Raw genomic sequence first — 17,813 nt, 5'->3', positions numbered from 1 at the left:
CCCCTTCTTGTTCACAGGTCCAGCACCAGGGCGCCGTCACCGACCCGCGCGCAGCAGATCAGGACGTGAGTCTGGCGCTCCTCCTCGCTGAGCACGAAGTCGTTGTGCTCGGGACGGCCGCCGACGTAGCGGACTTCGCAGGTGCGGCACATGCCGGCCTCGCAGGAGGACGGGTAGTCGATCCCCGCCTCGCGCACCGCCTGAAGGATGGTCTGGGCCGGCCCCACGGGGATCCTCCGCCCGGACCGTTCGAGAACCACCTCGCCGCCGTCCCCCGCCGTGGCGGCGGAACCGGCCGACGGCGGGATGGCACCGAAATGTTCGAAATGTACTGTTTCCGGCGGCCAGTGGGCGGCCGCCTCCTGCGCCGCCTTCATGAAGCCGGGCGGGCCGCAGTAGTACAGGTGCGTGCCCTCGCGGGGAGACCGCAGCAGGCCGGCGATGTCCAGCCCGTTCCGGGGATCGCCGCCGTCGTGGTGCAGGCGCGCACGGCCGTCGGCGACCTCCGAGGCGAGACGATCGGCGAAGGCCGACCGCTCGCGCGTCCGGGTGCAGTAGTGCAGTTCGAAGCTTTGTCCGGTCCGACGCAGCTGCTCCATCATCGCCAGGATGGGCGTGATGCCGATGCCCCCCGCAAGCAACACCGAATGGCGCGCCCCAGCCGCCAGCGGGAAGAAGTTGTGCGGCCCGGACACGTCGAGCAGGTCGCCGGCGCGAACCCGCTGGTGCATGGCCCGCGATCCGCCCCTCCCGTCCGGAGCGTCGAGAACGGCGATGCGGTAGTGATCCCGCTCCCAGGGCGGATCACACAGCGAATAGCGCCGTGTCATTCCGCCCGGGACGTGGACATCGAGATGCGCGCCCGCATCAAACGCCGGCAGCTCCCGGCCTTCCGGATCGACCAGTTCGAAGGAGAGGATGCCTTCGGCTTCATAAGTGATGGAACGAACGCGCAACGTCAGCATGTCGGCTTCCTTCACGGTCAGGCGAGGGCGGAACTCGTGGACCGGGGCGCCGGGGCGCCGTCAAGACCACCGTCGATGAGGTCCAGCTGCCGCCGCACGTGGGCGTCCCGCTCGTTGGCCGGTAGGGCATCCGCCGAGCGCATGATTTCGAACACGCGCTTGCCCAGCTCCATGATTTGCTTGCGGTCCACGTCCGCCGGCAGCTCCGGCACGTGAAGCACCGTGTCCTGCGCGTACAGCGGCAGGCTCTCGCCTTCGGCGGACAGGGTTGCGTAGAGCGGATCCGGCGCGGTCTTGCCACGCACGGCGTCGCGCAGCAGCTTCCGGCACATGTACACGCCCACGTCCGACGTCCCCGGATGTTCGAGCGCGTGGATCGCGATTGGCCGCTGGCTGACCAGGGCTTCCCAGTCGCCCGGCGCGCGCTGGCCTTCCTCGTAGGTGCGGTTGCCGGTCTGGCCGACGAGAAAGTCGATCTTGTCGACGCCGCAGTCCTCGGCGCAGCCCAGTCCGTCCGGATCGACCTCATCGTTGAAATGGCGATAGCCGAATATGATCATGTTGGTGTCATCGACCGGCACGTTCCAGCGCGTGCAGCCCGAGGTCGAATGCCGTTCGCGTGCCGCGGTCGGCACGAGGGAGCCGATCTGCAGGTAGTTGGGGAAGATCATCTCGGTGATGCGGATCCACACCTTGTCGTCCGGCAGGCGGCGGCCGGCGATGAACACGATGCCGTTGCCGTTGCGCGTCGCCTCCCATTGCATGATCGGCATGTCGCCGAATCCTTCGAGCGTGACGCCCTCGGCCGTCGCCTCGTCCACGCCGTCCACGGTCATGTGGTTGTGCAACACCGCGGTGTGCATGTGGTCCATGATGTTCTCGAACACCTGCAGCCAATTGCAGGGGTAGATGTTCGAGAAGGGAACCAGCTTCGTGCCCTTCGGCAGCGAATAGGTGTCGAACTCGGGGAAGGGCGGCTTCTTGTCCGGCGGCCCCATGTAGGCGAACACCAGCCCATCGCGCTCGAAGGCCGGGTAGGCGCCCTGGCAGACGGTCTGCTTCAGGCGCGTGGCATCGGACTCGCAGGGCGCGTCGAGCAGGCTGCCGTCCACGGCGTAGTGCCAGCCGTGATAGCAGCAGCGGATGCCGTGCTCGGCGATCACGCCATATTCCAGCGAGGCGCCGCGGTGGGAACAGTGGCGGTGCAGCACGCCCACGGCGCCGCTCTTGTCGCGGAAGGCGACCAGATCCTCGCCCATGATGCGGATCGCCTTGGGCACGTCGGTCAGTTCCTGCGACAGGCACACCGGCTGCCAGAAGAGGCGCATGTATTCGCCCATCGGCGTGCCGGCGTTGGTGCTGGTCAGCTCCAGGTCGGGAGCCGGCACGTCGCGCTTGAAGTAGCCGCCGTAGCGGGCGGGCTGTTGGGCGGTGGCCGGAGCATTGTTCACGGAAGAGTTCATGGCGTTTCCTTTCCGATGCGTGGTGTTCACACCACGGTGTTTGACTGGCTGATGAAGCGGGTGTGCAGGTAGGCGTCGAGCCCTTCCGGGCCGCCCTCGTACCCCAGCCCGCTGTCCTTCAGACCGCCGATCGGCGCGTCGGCCAGCGAAGGGGTGAAGCTGTTGATGCCGATCCAGCCGGCCTCGATGCGCTCCGCGAACTCCGCGGCCCGGTCCAGCCGATTGGTGAAGGCGTAGGCGGCGAGCCCGACGTCCACGCCGTTGGCGCGCGCAATGACCTCGTCGAGATCCTCGAAGGTCAGGACCGGCGCGACCGGGCAGAACGGTTCCTCGGTCATGATGCTCGACGCCTCGGCGACGCGGCTCAGCACCGTGGGCGCGAAGAAGAAGCCTTCGCGGCCGACGCGCTCCCCGCCGGTCTCCACCCGCGCGCCGCGCTGGCGGGCGTCCTCGACCAGACGCTCGGCGGCGTGCAGGCGCCGTTCGTTGTTCAACGGCCCCATTTGCGTGTCCGGCGCCATGCCGTCGCCGACGCGCAGGGATTGCGCCAAGGCGGAGAGGCGCTCGATGAAGGCCGGCGCTATGCTGGCGTGCACGTAGAAGCGGCTCGGCGACAGGCACACTTGGCCGGCGTTGCGGAATTTGAACGCCGCACAGGCCCGCGCCACCGGTTCGACGTCGACGTCGTCGAACACCACCACGGGGGCGTGTCCGCCGAGTTCCATCGTCACCGGTTTCAGGTGCCGCGCCGCCTGGGTCGCCAGCAGGCGGCCGACCCCGACCGAGCCGGTGAAGGTGATCTTGCGGATGGCCGGCGCGGCGATCACACGCTCGGAAATCCGTGCCGGCACGCCGAACAGGAGGTTGAGCGCGCCGGCCGGGACCCCGGCGTCGACGAAGGCACGGACCAGTTCGATGCAGATGGCCGGTGTTTCCTCGGCCGGCTTGAGAACGATGGTGCAGCCGACGGCCAGCGCGGCGGCAATTTTCCGCGCCGCGAGGAAAGCTGGGAAGTTCCACGGCGCAAAGGCCGCCACCGGGCCGACCGGACGCTTGACCGTGGCTTGCGTCAGCAGGCGGGAGCGCGGCGGCAGGATGCGTCCGTAGGAGCGCTTGGCCTCTTCGGCGCAGTAGGTGATGCTGTCGATGACCCGGTCGAGTTCACCGTGGGAGTCGGCCAGCGGCTTGCCGTTTTCCAGCGTGAGAATGGCGGCCAGCGTGGCGCGCCGCTCCTCGATCAGCGCGGCGGCTTGGCGGAGGATGGCGGCACGGTCCCACGCGCTGGTCTGCGACCACGCCACAAAGGCGTCCTCCGCCGCGCGCACCGCTTCGTCGATGTCGGCGTCGGTCGCGACCGGCAGCCGCGCCAGTTCACCACCAGTGGCCGGGTTGATGACCGGCAGCAGATCCCGCCCGGCGGCGCCGCGCCATTCGCCGGCGACGAACAGCGCCAACGACTTTGGGTATGCGGTCGTGCGCATTGATTTTTGTCTCCTTCCCGAGGGCCAGCAAGGCTTCGGCGATCGGCCGCGCACGCGGAGACGCCGGTTTTTGGGATCGCCCTGCCTGATCGGTGACCGGCCCGTTCCGTCCTGCCCTTCGCTTTGGAGCAGTTCGCTCGCGCCCTCCCGACCATCAGAGCTATAGTGCTATATAGGACATGCGTCAAGCAGTTTTCCGGCCGAACAATTCCAGGCTTGTCCTGCGCACTGTTTCCGCAGCGGTGTGATGGGCCGCCGGCTTCGGCACCAAGCGCCAGCGCTAGAATCAGCCGTGATTTTCCGCCTTCCCCCGCATGGGGCCACAGCCATCAATTGACTTTGGAGCTAAGGAGTTATATAGCTCTTTGGGATAGCGGTGAGGCGTCGCAACCCAAACGGACAATCCGACGCGGAGTTGCAACGTTTTCATGAGGCCGGTGTCCCGTGAGATTGGTCGGCCCGCCCTTCTGTCATTCTCATGACGGCGGCAGATCCGGTCCGTCCGCATGGTCTGCCGGCCTGACGACCGAGCACGATACGACGGCCGAAAGGGGTGACGATCCCAACATCGCTGGACAGCGGACGGGCTGCGCATTGGAGACAGGATCTTGACCGTAAACGATAGCCCCACGATCAATTTCAACGAGCGGTTCGGTCATGTCGGCACCCGCGGGTTGCCGAAGTACGCACAGCTGCGCGAAATGCTGCTCGAAGCGATAAAGTCGGGTTATTGGAAGCCGGGTGACAAGCTGCCCACGGAACTTGAGTTCGCGGAAATCACGCGCTTCAGCCTGGGCACGGTGCAACGCGCGCTCCGCGACCTCGCCGAGGAGGGCATCCTGGTGCGGCGGCATGGTCTCGGCAGCTTTGTCGCCGAAAACCGCAAACAGGTGGAAGCTCCGTGGCATTGCCGATTTCTGGACGATTCCGGGGACGGTGTTCTCCCGATCTATTCCAAGACCCTGGCCCGCCGGACGATCGCGGAACCCGGCCCTTGGACGAAGCATCTCGGCCGGCCATCGGGTGGGCTTCTCAAGATCGACCGGCTCATCAACATCAACAACGAATTCACCGTCTACAGCCGCTTCTTCGCCGATCCCGGGCTGTTGAAGCCGCTCGCGACCGGCCCTCTCCAGAATCTGGACGGGGCAAATTTCCGAGCGCTCATCATGCAGGAGTGCCACCTGCCGATCACGCAGGTCGTGCAGGATGTGCGCGTGGCCGTCCTTGATCCGGAAGCGGCCGGCAATATCGGCGTCAAGGACGGAACCACCGGAATGCTGGTCCAGGCGGTCGCCCGCGCGGGCCGCGACACCTGCTTGTATTATCAGGAATTCTTCATTCCCCCGACAACCCGCGCTCTCCGGCTGACGGACGGAACCCCGTCCTTCGATCCTTCCTTCTGAAAAGCTGTTCGTAACGAGCTCGTCCTGACGGGTTTCAAAGCCTGTTTGATGGAAATTGTCTTGCGCCTGTTGGTCGCCACAGGAGGAGTGGACGTGCAGGTTTCCAGCAAGCCCCCACAAAATACCGGCGTTATCCCGCTGCCCATCCGTTGGATCATTGAGGCGACCTTCGCCACCCAAACCAACCGCTATCGCCGCCTGACCAGAAACCTGGAGCAGGCTGAGGTCGCAGCCGACGATGCCGGTCAGATTGCTGCCTTCAACCGTGCCTCAGGGCCTACAGCCGAGAGGTTGATCCGCCCGCCTAGTCAAACAGGCTCTCCAGATCTCATCAACATTCAGGGGTGAGCATGAACAATCGTTACGGCCGTCTGGCTGCTCTCGTCTATGACCTCGACAAGCCTGTGGGCCGCGTATTCGGCAAGGAGATCGAGTTCTACCGCAGCCGATTGTCGGAATGTCGTGGGCGCATCCTGGAGCCTGGCGTCGGCACTGGGCGCCTGCTGATCCCGCTCCTTGAGGCCGGCTTGCCCGTCGAGGGTTTCGACGCTTCCGAGGACATGCTCGAGCGCTGCCGCACCTCTTGCCGGAAGCACGGCCTGTCACCCCGCCTTGAGCTGATGCGATTTCAGGACTTCGCTTACGAGTACAAGTTCGACGCGATCATCATGCCGCTCGGTACCTTCCAGCTGATCGGAGATTTTGCCGAGGCGCTGTTGGTCCTCCGGCGCTTTCACGATCACCTCCTGCCCGGAGGCCGGTTGATCGTGGACCTCGACCCCCTCAGCGACTTTTTCGGCGACAGCGCCGGGGTCCGAAGCTGGCCGACCGAGGACGGTGACCTCATCACCTTGCAGGCCCAGCAAGCCAGCATCGACCATGTTGCCCAGCGGAAGGTATCGCATTTGCGTTATGAGCGATGGCGTGACAGCCGCCTCATCGAGACCCAGCTTGAGGTATTCACTCTTCGCTGGTGGGGTGTCAACGAATTCGCACTGGTTCTCAAGGCCGCTGGATTCGGTGACATCGTCATCTCGGGAAGCCATGAGCACGGGCGCGTACCAACCTGCGAGGATTGGATGATCACCTTTGAAGGGCAGCGGTCCTGATAGCCAAAGGCGACGAGATCAGAGGAACGCTTTTGACCTGCTCCCCAAATTTTCTCTGCTCCCAAATTTTCTCTGCTCAGAGTGGGAGTCCTTTCACGTAATGCCCTGAACGGACGTCGATCGGCGTGGCGCCACTGATATCGAAGGCGTTTGATGGCTTTCATCAAACGCCTTCGGTTCAAACCCGGCAGCACATGGCGCAGCCATGTGCGAGAGGGGCATACGGCCGGCCGACCATGAACCATTCATGCGCCGGCCGTATGAGACCGGAGTGCGGTGGGACGTGGTTGTAGTCATTTCGCCACGCTTGCAGGACGGCACAGGCATGGGAGAGCGCTGTGAACAGCGTCTCGTTGAGGCATTTGCGCGTGAAATCGTCCACCACCGTCAGGATGCGGAAGCGCGGCCGTCGATCAAGGCGCCGCTGAGAAGTCAAAAACGTCGATAGCAGAACCGGCGCCGCTCGGCCGCCAGCTCCCGCGGGCGGGCTCGGAAGACAGAACCGGTGCGAATCCTGACGAAACCTATCAGTTCACCGACGGCTATCTCTCCAAGGCATCCGTCAGACGACGCTTACCGAGGGATCGAGCCGAGCGCATTGGCCAATGCCTTGACGGCAACCTCGATCTCCTCGGGGGTATAGGCGGCAAAGCCCATAAGAAAGCCGGTTTCGGCCTCACCTGAAGCGTGAAGCGCAGACAGCCCAAACAGCTCGATGCCAACCCGTCGAGCGGCCTCGATTGCGGCGCGTTCGGAGATGTTGCAGGTCAAGACGCACGGCATTTGCAAGCCGCCGATCGGTACACGGGCCTCCACAAACGGGGAAAGATGTTTCTCCACGAGCCTAGCCAATGCCTTCAGACGCTCGGCGTAGATCGCCCGCATAGCACGGATATGGGCCCCGAAATGGCCGCCTTCCATAAACCAAGCCAGCGTCAGCTGCGTGATCTGGGCTGTATGCCCGTCAAGCACCGTGCGTGCCACGGTCATGGGCTCCACCAACTGGGGCGGAAGAATGAGATAGCCGATCCGCAGACTCGGAAAAAGGGACTTGGTGAAGGTGCCGATGTAGATCGTCCGATCATGCGGATCCAACCCCTGAACGCAGGCTGTTGGCTTGCCCGAATAATGGAACTCGCTGTCGTAGTCGTCTTCGATGAGCCAAGTCTGGTTGCGGGCCGCCCACTCGATCAGAGCGAGACGGCGATCCAGCGCCAATTTTGCGCCTGTCGGAAACTGGTGCGAAGGCGTCAGAAAAACCGCCTTGGCGCCTCGAGGATCGCCGATGATCTGCTCCACCACGATGCCTTGCCGATCCACCCGAACAGGCACGCTCTCCAACCCCGCCGCGTCGAACGCCCTGCGCGCACCGTGGTATGCCGGGTCTTCGATAAAGATCCGGTCCCCGGCGTCGAGCAGCATCGTTGCGCACAAGCTCATCGCCTGCTGCGAGCTTGTGAGAACAAGGATACGATCAGCTGTGGCACGGGCGCCGCGCTCGAGGTTGACATAGTCGGCAATTGCCCTTCTCAGCGGTTTGCAGCCTTGCGGGTCACCGTGCAGAAGGGCTTTCGTCCCGTAATGCTTCAAAACCTGCCGATTCAGCCGCTCCCATAATTGCAGCGGAAACCCCCGTGTTTCCGGTATTCCGTGCGTGAACGGCCGCGGGACCAGGATTCCGCGCACGCCACCATCGCGGAACATGGTGGCTCCCCGCCCGCTGAGGTTCGGCGCCTGGTGGCCCATCATCGCATCACGCCGTGATCTGCGTTGTCCCGGCTGGAACTCCGTGATCTCGGCCACGAAGCTTCCGCTGCCGACACGCCGCTCGATGAACCCTTCGGCATGAAGCTGCGTGTAGGCCGCCTCGATCGTATCGCGAGACACGCCAAGCGACTTGGCAAGTCCTCTGGTGGCTGGCAACGGTTTGCCCGGCCCAAGCACGCCGTCGAGGATCAACTGGCGGATTGCTCGTTGTATCCGGGCGCGCAACGGCATCCCCGCGTGGGCGGGATGGGCTATCCAGGCCTGCACGGATTCAAGTTGGGAATGCTTGAGCAATTGGTCTGGTCCCCTCGCGTGAATTGGCGGGAACAATCGGTCCATTGCCCGGCTAGAAGTCAAGGCATGTTTTCGGCCTTTGCGCCCGCTCGTTCAGGAGATCGACACGACCATGCGGCCCAACTCGCGATCCACCGCCTTCAGACTGAATGATCTTACCCATCCCGTCGTCGCCGGCCTGATCTCGGTCATCGTCAATTATGGAGGCACGTTCATCCTGGTGTTTCAGGCCGCGCGTGTTGCCGGCCTCAGCCCTGAGCTCACGGCTTCCTGGGTCTGGTCGGTGTCCATCGGCGTCGGCCTGACCGGCCTCGTCCTGAGCTGGCGCTACCGCGAACCCATCATCACCGCTTGGTCGACGCCGGCCGCCGCTTTCTTGGTGACGGCGCTCGCCAACACCTCCTATCCGGAGGCGGTCGGGGCCTATATTCTGTCTGCAGCCGCCTTTGTCGCGCTTGGGGTTTCGGGATGCTTCGAAACGCTTATCCGACGGATCCCACCCGGCATCGCTTCGGGCTTGCTTGCGGGCATCCTGCTGCAGTTCGGCATCGGAGCCTTTGGCGGCGCGAGTATTGACCCTGTCCTGGTCGGCCTCCTGATCACTGCCTATGTCTTGCTTAAGCGCCTTTCTGCGCGCTATGCCGTCGTGGGCATATTGGTCATCGGCCTTGCCTTTCTGCTGGTGCAGGGCCGCGTCGATCTGTCTGGCCTCCAGTTCAAGCCTGCCATGCCGGTCTTCACAATGCCCGAGTTCTCTTTGAATGCGGCCCTCAGCGTGGCCCTGCCGCTCTTTCTCATCACGCTAACCGGTCAATACATGCCGGGCATGCTTGTACTGCGAAACGACGGCTTCAAGACGAGCGCTAACCCCATCGTAACCATGACAGGCCTCGGTTCGCTCATCATGGCCCCGTTTGGCTCGCACGCCTTTAACATTGCCGCCATCACGGCAGCCATTGCCACGGGGCGCGAAGCGCATGAGGATCCGTCCAAGCGGTGGGTTGCCGGCATCGCGGCAGGCATCTTCTACGTCTTGGTGGGTGTGTTCGGCGTGACGCTGGCGGCCGTCTTCATGGCGTTCCCGGCGACCTTCATCACCACGCTGGCCGGTCTTGCATTGCTCGGCACCATCGGCGGCAGCCTCACCGGGGCCATGGCTGACCCATTGTCGCGCGAAGCCGCGCTGATCACGTTTCTCGCCTCGGCTGCAAACATCACCATGCTTGGGATCGGTGGCGCGTTCTGGGGCTTGGTGATCGGTCTTGTCGCCTACGTGGTCCTGAACGGCAGGCTGCCCCGCCGGCGTCTCGTCGAGCCCGCGATCAACGAGAGCCCTGCGGAATAAGAGGTTGTTTGTAGGAGGGGCATCCCAGTTGGTGCCGGCCGGGATGCCGCCTTTAGTTGAGCAGGAGTGTTGCTAGCGGGGGCTGCGAAGGCGGCCATGTCCGGTTCATGCGTGATCATAATGACCGTGATGCCTTGTTCATGGTTCAACCGCATTAGCAGGTCCATAATTTCCAGGCTCATCCGAGTGTCGAGGTTGCCAGTCGGCTCGTCAGCCAGCAGGACTGCGGGGTCGGCGACGATAGCGCGAACGCTGGCAACGCGCTGGTGCGGGCCAGCAGGTTGAAGCCCTGGAAGACGAACCTCAGGGAGCGGCGGCGGAGCATGAACCCGTCGAAGGAGGCCAACAACGGCTGACGTCTTGCACCGTGCAACGCCGCCCGTCCTTTTCCGGTACAGCGTCATGGCGTCCGGCAGACCACGACAGGTCAAACTCCACCGTAGTCGCCGAACACCCCGGGTACCTCGATCCGCATCCGTTCCGCCAACCCGTGTGTGGCACCGCTCGAGCAGTCGTACAGAGGCTTTCGGCGCGCCAAGGCCGGTCATCGTTAGCAATCGCCCTCGCTGCCTCGGCAAGCGGTAGAGAGGCCCCTCCCCTTCTGCGGCATCCACACTGACGACTTTGCCCCTTACCAAACGGTGAGATCGTCGGCTTTGCCGCCATGACCTGTGCTTGCCGCTGCGGCAAAGGAATCCCGACGCATCTCCTCTCGGATGAGCGCAGGCGGATATGAACGCGAAATCCGTTTGGGCGCAAAACGTTCGAGTGGCAAAATTGGCTCCTACGCGGCTCCAGCGCCAAGCACGGGACAGCAATGGGAGCTTGGAGACTCAACCTCTTTGGCGGGTTCGACCTCCGAACGCCGGCGGGCACGCCGTTTCCGTTGACAGTCAGGAAGGCCATGGGCCTGCTGGCGTATCTGGCCCTGCGTCCGGATCAGGCGCAATCCCGCGAAAAGCTCGCCGGCCTCCTGTGGGGGGACAGCTCCGATGCCCAGGCCCGCAGCAGCCTACGTCAGGTGATCGCCACCCTGCGCCGAACCTTTCCCGACGAGGGCGCCCCGGTCCTGCGCGTGGAGGGGGAACTGGTGGCGCTGATCCCCGGCGCCATGGAAACCGACGCGGTGGCGTTCGAACAGGCTATCGCCGAGGGGACGCCGGATGCCCTGGACCGGGCCGCCACGCTCTACCGTGGGGACCTATTCGAGGGCCTGTTGCTGAACGCGGACATCTTCGAAAGCTGGTTGATGGTCGAGCGGCAGCGCCTGCGCGAGATGGCGCTGAGCGCCATGGCGCGGCGGCTCGATCAGGCGCTGGCGGCCGGCGCGACGGAGGCCGGTGTACGCACCGCGTTGCGCCTGCTGGCGCTCGATCCCCTTCAGGAGCCGGCCCACCGCGCGCTGATGCAGCTCTATGCCCGCCAGGGGCGGCACACGGTCGCGCTGAAGCAATACCAAGCCTGCCGCGCCATGCTGGAGCAGGAACTCGGTGTCTTGCCCGAGCCGGAAACCGAGCGCGTGTACCGCGCCATCCGTGAGCGCCGCCACGCCCGCAACCGGAAGGAGGAGCAAGCCCCCGCCGGCATGCCGTCGGCGGAGCCCTTGCCGGAGGGGCAGCCCAAAGCGCCGCCCTCCCCGGAAACGCCCGCACCGGAGATTCCAGCTCCGGAGGTCCCAGGGCCGGAGGTACGGCATGGAACCATTCTCTGCGTGTCCCTGGCCGGGATGGAGCGGGTCGGCGCCGCGCTCGACCCGGAGGACGCACACGCCTTCACCACCGGGCTGTTCGACCGCATCGGCGGCATCGTCGCGGATTATGGCGGGGAGACGCTGCGGCACGCCGGAGACACCGCACTTGCCGCGTTCGGGGTGCGGCGAGCCTTCGGCGACGAACCCTGGCGCGCCGTGCGCGCGGCCCTGGAGATACATGCCAGCCTCGGCGACGCGACCAAAGAGCACTCGGTCAGAGAGTACCCTGTGACCGCACGCACGGGGGTGGCTTGCGGCATGGTCGTGGTGGATGGGGCCGGCGGGCACGCCGTCACCGGCCGGGCCATGCACGACGCGCCGCGTCTCGCCGCGCTGGCCGCGCCGGGCGAGACGCTGGTGTGCGACGGGGTGCGCGGGGCGCTGGGCGAGCGCATCGGCGTGCAGCCGGCCGCCACGGCCGGCGACGGCCGCGCGGTCTGGCGCCTGACCGGCCTGCACAACGTCGACGTGGTTCTGCCGCAGCGCCCGCTGGTCGGGCGGCAGGCGGAATTGCGGCAGTTCGGCGCGGCGCTCGCCGCCTGCCGTGAAACCGGCGGCGGGACCACGATTCAGCTGCGCGGCGAACCCGGCATCGGCAAGAGCCGCCTGATCGAGGAGTTCAAGAGCGTCGCGGTGTCCCAGGGCGTGCGCTGCGCCGCCGGGGCGGTGGTCGGCGTCGGCGTCGGGCGCGGCCAGGACGCTCTGCGGGCGCTGATGCGCGGCCTTGCCGGCTCGCCGGCCGAGTTGGACCGGCTGTTCGCCGAAGGGCGCCTGCCCGAAGGCGCGCGGCTGCACCTGCCCCCGCTGATCGACCAGCCTCAGCCGCCGGAGCTGCGCCGTACGTACGAGGCGCTGGACCATCCCGCGCGCGACCGCGGTCGGCGCGACACCATGGCCGACCTCGTGCGGGCCCGCAGCGCCGAGCAGCCCGTGTTGCTGGTCGTGGAGGATGTCCACTGGGCCGACGCGCAGGTGCTGTCCTATCTGGCGATGCTGGCGGGGGTCGTGGCCGATTGCCCGGCGGTGTTGACGCTGTCCACGCGTGTTCAGGGCGATCCGCTGGGGGCGGAGTGGCGCACCCAAGTGGCCGGGGGGCCGGTGCTGACCCTCGATCTGGCGCCGCTGCGCCGCGCGGAGGCGCTGACGCTCGCCGGCCACTACGCCGACGCGGGCGACCCGTACGCCGAGCGCTGCGTGGCGCGGGCCGGCGGCAACCCGCTGTTCCTGGAACAGCTGCTGCGCAGCCGGGAGGACGAGGCGACGGTGCCCGGCACCATCCACGGCATCGTCCTGACCCGCACCGACGCGCTGGCGCCGCGCGACCGGCGGGCTCTCCAGGCGGCGTCCGTCCTCGGCCAGCGCTTCGCCCTGGACGCCTTGCGGCACATGATCGGCGATCCCGGCTACGGCTGCGCGCCCCTGATCGGGCAGGCGCTGGTCCGCCCCGATGGCCCCGACGGCAGGGAGTTCCTGTTCGCCCACGCCCTGGTGCAGGAGGCGGTGTACGGGGCGCTGCTCCGCTCCCAGCGCACGGACCTGCACCGGCAAGCGGCCAGCTGGTACGCGGCGCGCGATCCGGTCCGGCACGCCGAACACCTCGACCGGGCCGAGGATCCGGGCGCCGCCGCAGCCTACCGCCGGGCGGCCGAAGCCTGCGCCGCCGATTTCCGCTTCGAACGGGCCATGGGGCTGGCGGACCGGGGGCTGGAGCTGGCCGCCACGCCGCCGGAGCGCTTCGCGCTCGCCTGCCTGCGGGCCGAGCTGTTGGAGTCCCTGGGCGAGGTGCACCGGGCGGCGGAGGCTTTCGCCGAGGCCCGCGCCCTGGCCACCGACCACGCGGAACGCTCCCGCGCCTGCCTCGGGCTGGCTGCGGCCAAGCGGGTGACCGAGGACCTGGACGGTGCCATGGCGACGCTCGCCGAGGCGGAGGAGGCGGCGGTCGCGGCCGGGCTGCTGGCCGACCGGGCGCGCATCCACCACATGCGCGGCAACCTGTGCTTCCCCCGGGGCGACCTGGAGGGCTGCCTGCGCGAGCATCGGGCGGCGCTCGACTGGGCGCGGCAGGCCGGCGCCGCGGACCTGGAGACGGCCGCGCTGGGCGGGCTCGGCGACGCGCACTACGCCCATGGACGCATGGCGACGGCGCACGAGCACTTCGCCCGCTGCGTCGCGCTGGCGCGGCAGCAGGGGTTGCGGCGGGTCGAGGTGTCGAACCTCTACATGGTCGCGATCACGCGCCTGTACCTCAACAACCTGCACGGCGCCGCCGGGGATGCCCGCGCGGGAGCGCGCGCGGCGCAGGCCATCGGCCACCGCCGGGCCGAGCTGCTGTCGCACATCTGCGCCTACGAGGTGCTGCTCGAACTGGGCGAGGAGGACGCCGGGCGCGACCATCTGGCCCGCGCGCGGGCGCTGACGCAGCAGTTGGGCGCGCACCGCTTCGAGGCGGAGCACCTGCTGTTTGAGGCGAGGCTGGAACGCGCCGCCGGCAATCCGGAATCCGCCTGCGCGCGGCTGCATCGGGCGATGGAGATCGCCCACGAGACCGGGCCGGGCTACATCGGGCCTTCCATTCTGGCGGAACTGGCGCTGTGTTGCGACGATCCGGCCGCCCGCCGCGCGGCGCTCGACGAGGGGGAAGGGCTGCTGGCCGGCGGCAGTGTCGGGCACAACCACCTGCAATTCTACCGCGAGGCCATCGACACCGCGCTGGACCTCGCCGACTGGGCGCTGGCCGAACGGTACGCCGGCGCGCTGGAGGCCTACGCCGGTGCGGAGCCGCTGCCCTGGTGCACGCTGTTCGCGGCGCGGGGCCGGGCGCTCGCCGCCTGGGGCGGCGGCCGGCGCGACGAGGAGGCCCGCGCCGCGCTGGTTCGCGTGCTGGAGGAGTGCCGGGACGCCGGCTACGTCCCGCCCGTCGCACGGCTGGAGGCGGCGCTGCGCGGGTGACCCGCCCTTAACACCACTCTGCCATTCCGATCTCCCGAGAGCGGCTTGCCGGTTGCAGGTAGCCCCTCTCCCCTCGCGGGAGAGGGGTTGGGGTGAGGGGGCGTTACGGCCGGCAGGCCGGAAAAGAGTCCGATGTGCATCTTCGCCTGCGGCGAAAACCCCTCATCCCAACCCTTCTCCCTCAAGGGGAGAAGGGCTTTAGAAATCGCTCTCCTCGGATGTGGCAGAGTGGCCTCAGGAGTGCGCGTGGTACAGCAGCGCCTCGCCGGTGTGGCGGATCATGGGGTGCGGGACCACGGCGCGGCGGTCGATCACGGCGAAGCCCTGGCCCTGGAAGAGGCGGCGCGAGGCCGTGTTCGCCGCGAAGACGATGGCGCTCATGCCGTCCAGCGCCTCCGCCCGTGCCCGCGCGCGGGCGGCCGCCAGCAGGCGGGTGGCGACGCCGTGCCGGCGGAACCCCTCCTGTACGCCGATTCCGGCGATGTACAGGCTGCCGGGGACCTCCAGCTCCGCGTAGGGGCGCAGGATGGGATCGGCCTCCGGCTCCGCCGTCGCGTCCGCGCGCGGCGGCATGGCGAAGGCGAGCGTGAATCCGATCACCGCGTCGTCATGCTCGGCCAGGACGGCGTTGCGGTAGCCGAACCCCACGCCGTCACGGGCGTAGCGCCGCGCGCCGACGTCGAGCAGGTCTTCTCCGGGGGCGGCGAGCGTGCTCCAGATGTAGTCGGCGACGCCGTCCGCGGCCATGCGGATCAGTTCGGCGATGCGCCGGCTGTCGTCGCGGCGCGCGGGGCGCAGGGTGAAGGCGGCGGCCGGTGCGGTGGTGTCGGTCGGCATGGCGGGTTCTCCGTTCGGCGGTTGCAACGCCCCCTTCCTGCCGGCCCACCCGTCAGCCCGGCGTGTGCGCGCCCGTGAAGCGGGCGTGAAAATGCGTCGCCGAGGCCGGAAAACGCATTTTCACGCTCCGCTCCCCGCCGGTTTCACGCGCGCATCACGCCGCTGCGTCAGAAAGGTGCCCATCGCAACGTCCTTCAGGGAGAGAGACCATGACGCTGCACGACACCCGCGGGCTGGCCGTGTCCACCCGCAGCCAGAGCGCGCTGGACCGCTTCGACGCCGCCGTGGAGCTGCTGAACGGGTACTACCTCGACTTCATCGCCGTCATCGACGAGGCGCTGGAGGAGGATCCGGGCTTCGTGATGGGCCACTGCTTCAAGGCGGGCGTCTACGCCACCTGCAACGAGGCCGCGGTCCAGCCCGACCTGCGCCGCAGCGTCGAGGCGGCGGAGGCCCTGTCGGCCGGGGCCAACGACCGCGAACGCGCCCACATGGCCGCCGCCCGCGCCTGGATGGAGGGCGACCTGGAGCGCGCCGCCGCCCTCTACGGCCGGATCGTGCAGGAGCACCCGCGCGACATCCTGGCGCTCCAGATCGGGCACCAGACCGATTTCTTCCTGGGCGAGTCCCGCATGCTGCGCGACCGCGTGGCGCAGGTGCTGCCGCACTGGGACGAGGGGGTGCCGGGCTTTGGCCATGTGCTGGGGATGCACGCCTTCGGGCTGGAGCAGAACAACCTCTACGACCGCGCCGAGGAGGCCGGGCGCCGCGCGCTCGCCCTCAACCAGCGGGACCCGTGGGCGATCCACGCCGTGGCGCACGTGATGGAGATGCAGGGCCGGGTCAGCGAGGGCGTGGAGTGGCTGGAGAGCCGGAAGGCGCAGTGGGCGGACAACAACGCCTTCTCCTTCCACAACTGGTGGCACCTGGCGCTCTACCATCTGGAGCGGGGGGAGACAGACCGGGTGCTGGCGCTCTACGACGCGCAGGTCCGGCCGAACCCGGCGTCGATGGCGCTGGAGCTTGTGGACGCCTCCGCCATGCTCTGGCGCCTGCACCTGCGCGGCGTCGATGTGGGCGACCGCTGGCGCAACGTCGCCGATTCCTGGGAGCGGACGGCGGCCGACGGCTACTACGCCTTCAACGACGCGCACGCCATGATGGCCTTCGTGGGCGATGGCCGCGACGACGCGGCGGAACGCGCTCTCGCCGCCCAGGAGGCGGCGGCGCAACGGGGCCGGGGCACCGGCGCCATGATGGCGCGCGAGGTCGGGGTGCCGGTGTGCCGGGCCTTGCTGGCGTTCGGCCGGGGCGATTACCGGACGGCGGCCGACCTGCTGTACACGGTGCGCACCCGCGCCCACCGCTTCGGCGGCAGCCACGCGCAGCGCGACCTCATCGACCTGACGCTGGTCGAGGCGGCGATCCGCGGCGGCAACGCGCCGCTCGCCCAGGCGCTGGTCGCCGAACGCACCGACCTGAAGCCCTCCAGCCCGGCCAACCGCACGCTGACGGCGCGGGCGGTCGGGATGGCCAGCGGCCGGACCGGCGCCGGACGGCTGGGGAGCGTGCTTTTCCAAGACTGCGCCATCGTGGAAGGCTGATGCCGCGGACGTGTCCGGAGATGGGAGTTCCGTCTCCGGACCTCCGGCCGACCCGACGTCCGCGTCTGGCGGATAGTGTTGAAAAAGTCGGGGGTTGCCGGCGGCGTGAAGTCCTGATTCAGTCTTCCTGAGCAGAGGAGGGCGCAGCGATGATGGGCGAGCGGACGGTGATGCAGGAGGCGCTGTTCTATGAGTTCAGCCTCGAGCGCCACGTCCCGTCGAACCACCTGCTTCGCTCGATTGACCGGTTCGTCGACCTGTCCGGCATCCGCGCCCATCTGCAACCCTTCTACAGCGTGATCGGACGCCCTTCGATTGATCCGGAACTGATGATCCGGATGCTCATCATCGGGTACTGCTTCGGCATCCGCTCGGAGCGCCGGCTGTGCGAGGAGGTGCATCTGAACCTCGCCTACCGCTGGTTCTGCCGGCTCGGCCTGGAAGGCGACGTGCCGGATCACTCGACCTTTTCCAAGAACCGTCACGGCCGGTTTCGCGACAGCGATCTCCTGCGCAAGCTGTTCGAAACGACGGTGCAGCGCTGCCTGGAGGCCGGGCTGGTCGGAGGTGACGGCTTCGCGGTCGATGCCAGCCTGATCCGGGCCGACGCGAACAAGCAGCGCTCGGCGGCGGGATCGGATGCGGTCGACTGGGAGGCGATGGCGGCGACCCGCCGCTCGGTCCGGGAGTATCTCGACACGCTGGACGAGGCCGCGTGGGGCTCCGCCAGCGAAGTGAAGCCCATTCGTCGGGAGTATCCGGAATTTCGTGCTCGGCGGGGCGGATTTCAGTTTCAGGCGTTCATCGCCCTTGCGAACCGGTCGCCGAAGATAACGGCCATCT

At 67.5% G+C, this 17,813-nt stretch carries 12 protein-coding genes and 1 pseudogene; 7 read left to right on the top strand and 6 right to left on the bottom strand.

Translation table 11 applies throughout. The annotated features are described in order from the left end of the window. Positions 1-11 precede the first annotated feature (11 nt). From J2852_RS27355 to J2852_RS27345, 3 genes are read right to left on the bottom strand one after another with little or no spacing between them, the layout of a single operon-like run. The gene (locus J2852_RS27355) at positions 12-965 is read right to left on the bottom strand and encodes a PDR/VanB family oxidoreductase (RefSeq protein WP_209881811.1); all 954 of its coding nucleotides are present in this window, start codon (positions 963-965) and stop codon (positions 12-14) included. 17 nt (positions 966-982) lie between these two features. Beyond that, on the bottom strand, positions 983-2,428 hold the full coding sequence (locus tag J2852_RS27350) for a Rieske 2Fe-2S domain-containing protein (RefSeq protein WP_209881810.1): 1,446 nt from the start codon (positions 2,426-2,428) through the stop codon (positions 983-985). A gap of 26 nt (positions 2,429-2,454) precedes the next feature. Then, positions 2,455-3,909 carry an NAD-dependent succinate-semialdehyde dehydrogenase gene (locus J2852_RS27345; RefSeq protein ID WP_209881809.1) on the bottom strand — a complete coding sequence of 485 codons (1,455 nt, stop codon included), beginning with the start codon at positions 3,907-3,909 and terminating at the stop codon, positions 2,455-2,457. 608 nt (positions 3,910-4,517) lie between these two features. On the opposite strand from J2852_RS27345, the gene J2852_RS27340 reads away from it, so the two are divergent. Genes J2852_RS27340 through J2852_RS27330 form a run of 3 tightly spaced genes read left to right on the top strand, consistent with a single transcriptional unit; the run spans position 4,518 to position 6,424 of the window. Further along, complete coding sequence (locus J2852_RS27340) at positions 4,518-5,315, top strand: GntR family transcriptional regulator (protein WP_209881808.1); 798 nt, start codon at positions 4,518-4,520, stop codon at positions 5,313-5,315. Positions 5,316-5,363: 48 nt separating this feature from the next. Beyond that, positions 5,364-5,663: a hypothetical protein gene (locus tag J2852_RS27335; RefSeq protein WP_209881807.1), complete on the top strand. Its 300-nt coding sequence runs from the start codon at positions 5,364-5,366 to the stop codon at positions 5,661-5,663. Between the two features lie 2 nt (positions 5,664-5,665). Then, complete coding sequence (locus J2852_RS27330) at positions 5,666-6,424, top strand: class I SAM-dependent methyltransferase (protein WP_209881805.1); 759 nt, start codon at positions 5,666-5,668, stop codon at positions 6,422-6,424. 262 nt (positions 6,425-6,686) lie between these two features. On the opposite strand, the pseudogene J2852_RS32435 reads toward J2852_RS27330, so the two are convergent. Beyond that, positions 6,687-6,791, bottom strand: a pseudogene (locus tag J2852_RS32435) (integrase core domain-containing protein); the annotation flags it as partial. A 206-nt stretch (positions 6,792-6,997) separates the two neighbouring features. Beyond that, complete coding sequence (pdxR, locus tag J2852_RS27320) at positions 6,998-8,485, bottom strand: MocR-like pyridoxine biosynthesis transcription factor PdxR (RefSeq protein ID WP_209881801.1); 1,488 nt, start codon at positions 8,483-8,485, stop codon at positions 6,998-7,000. Between the two features lie 112 nt (positions 8,486-8,597). On the opposite strand from pdxR, the gene J2852_RS27315 reads away from it, so the two are divergent. Next, positions 8,598-9,830, top strand: coding sequence for a benzoate/H(+) symporter BenE family transporter (locus tag J2852_RS27315; RefSeq protein WP_209881799.1), 1,233 nt, complete (start codon positions 8,598-8,600; stop codon positions 9,828-9,830). A 904-nt stretch (positions 9,831-10,734) separates the two neighbouring features. Then, a complete protein-coding gene (locus J2852_RS27310; protein ID WP_209881797.1) occupies positions 10,735-14,529 on the top strand; it encodes an ATP-binding protein in 3,795 nt (1,264 codons plus the stop codon). A gap of 234 nt (positions 14,530-14,763) precedes the next feature. On the opposite strand, the gene J2852_RS27305 is transcribed toward J2852_RS27310, so the two are convergent. After that, positions 14,764-15,366 carry a GNAT family N-acetyltransferase gene (locus tag J2852_RS27305; protein ID WP_209881795.1) on the bottom strand — a complete coding sequence of 201 codons (603 nt, stop codon included), beginning with the start codon at positions 15,364-15,366 and terminating at the stop codon, positions 14,764-14,766. A 209-nt stretch (positions 15,367-15,575) separates the two neighbouring features. Between J2852_RS27305 and J2852_RS27300 the strand changes: the two genes are divergently transcribed. Together J2852_RS27300 and J2852_RS27295 are read left to right on the top strand one after the other, a co-directional pair. Further along, positions 15,576-16,970, top strand: a complete 1,395-nt coding sequence (locus tag J2852_RS27300; protein ID WP_209881793.1) for a tetratricopeptide repeat protein — start codon at positions 15,576-15,578, stop codon at positions 16,968-16,970. Positions 16,971-17,119: 149 nt separating this feature from the next. Continuing rightward, a partial coding sequence (locus J2852_RS27295; RefSeq protein ID WP_246500026.1) for a transposase occupies positions 17,120-17,813 on the top strand: 694 nt, incomplete at its 3' end.

The sequence above is a fragment of the Azospirillum soli genome, from assembly GCF_017876165.1.
Classification (GTDB): Bacteria; Pseudomonadota; Alphaproteobacteria; order Azospirillales; family Azospirillaceae; genus Azospirillum; species Azospirillum soli.
This window is presented reverse-complemented; position numbering and strand designations above follow the sequence as displayed.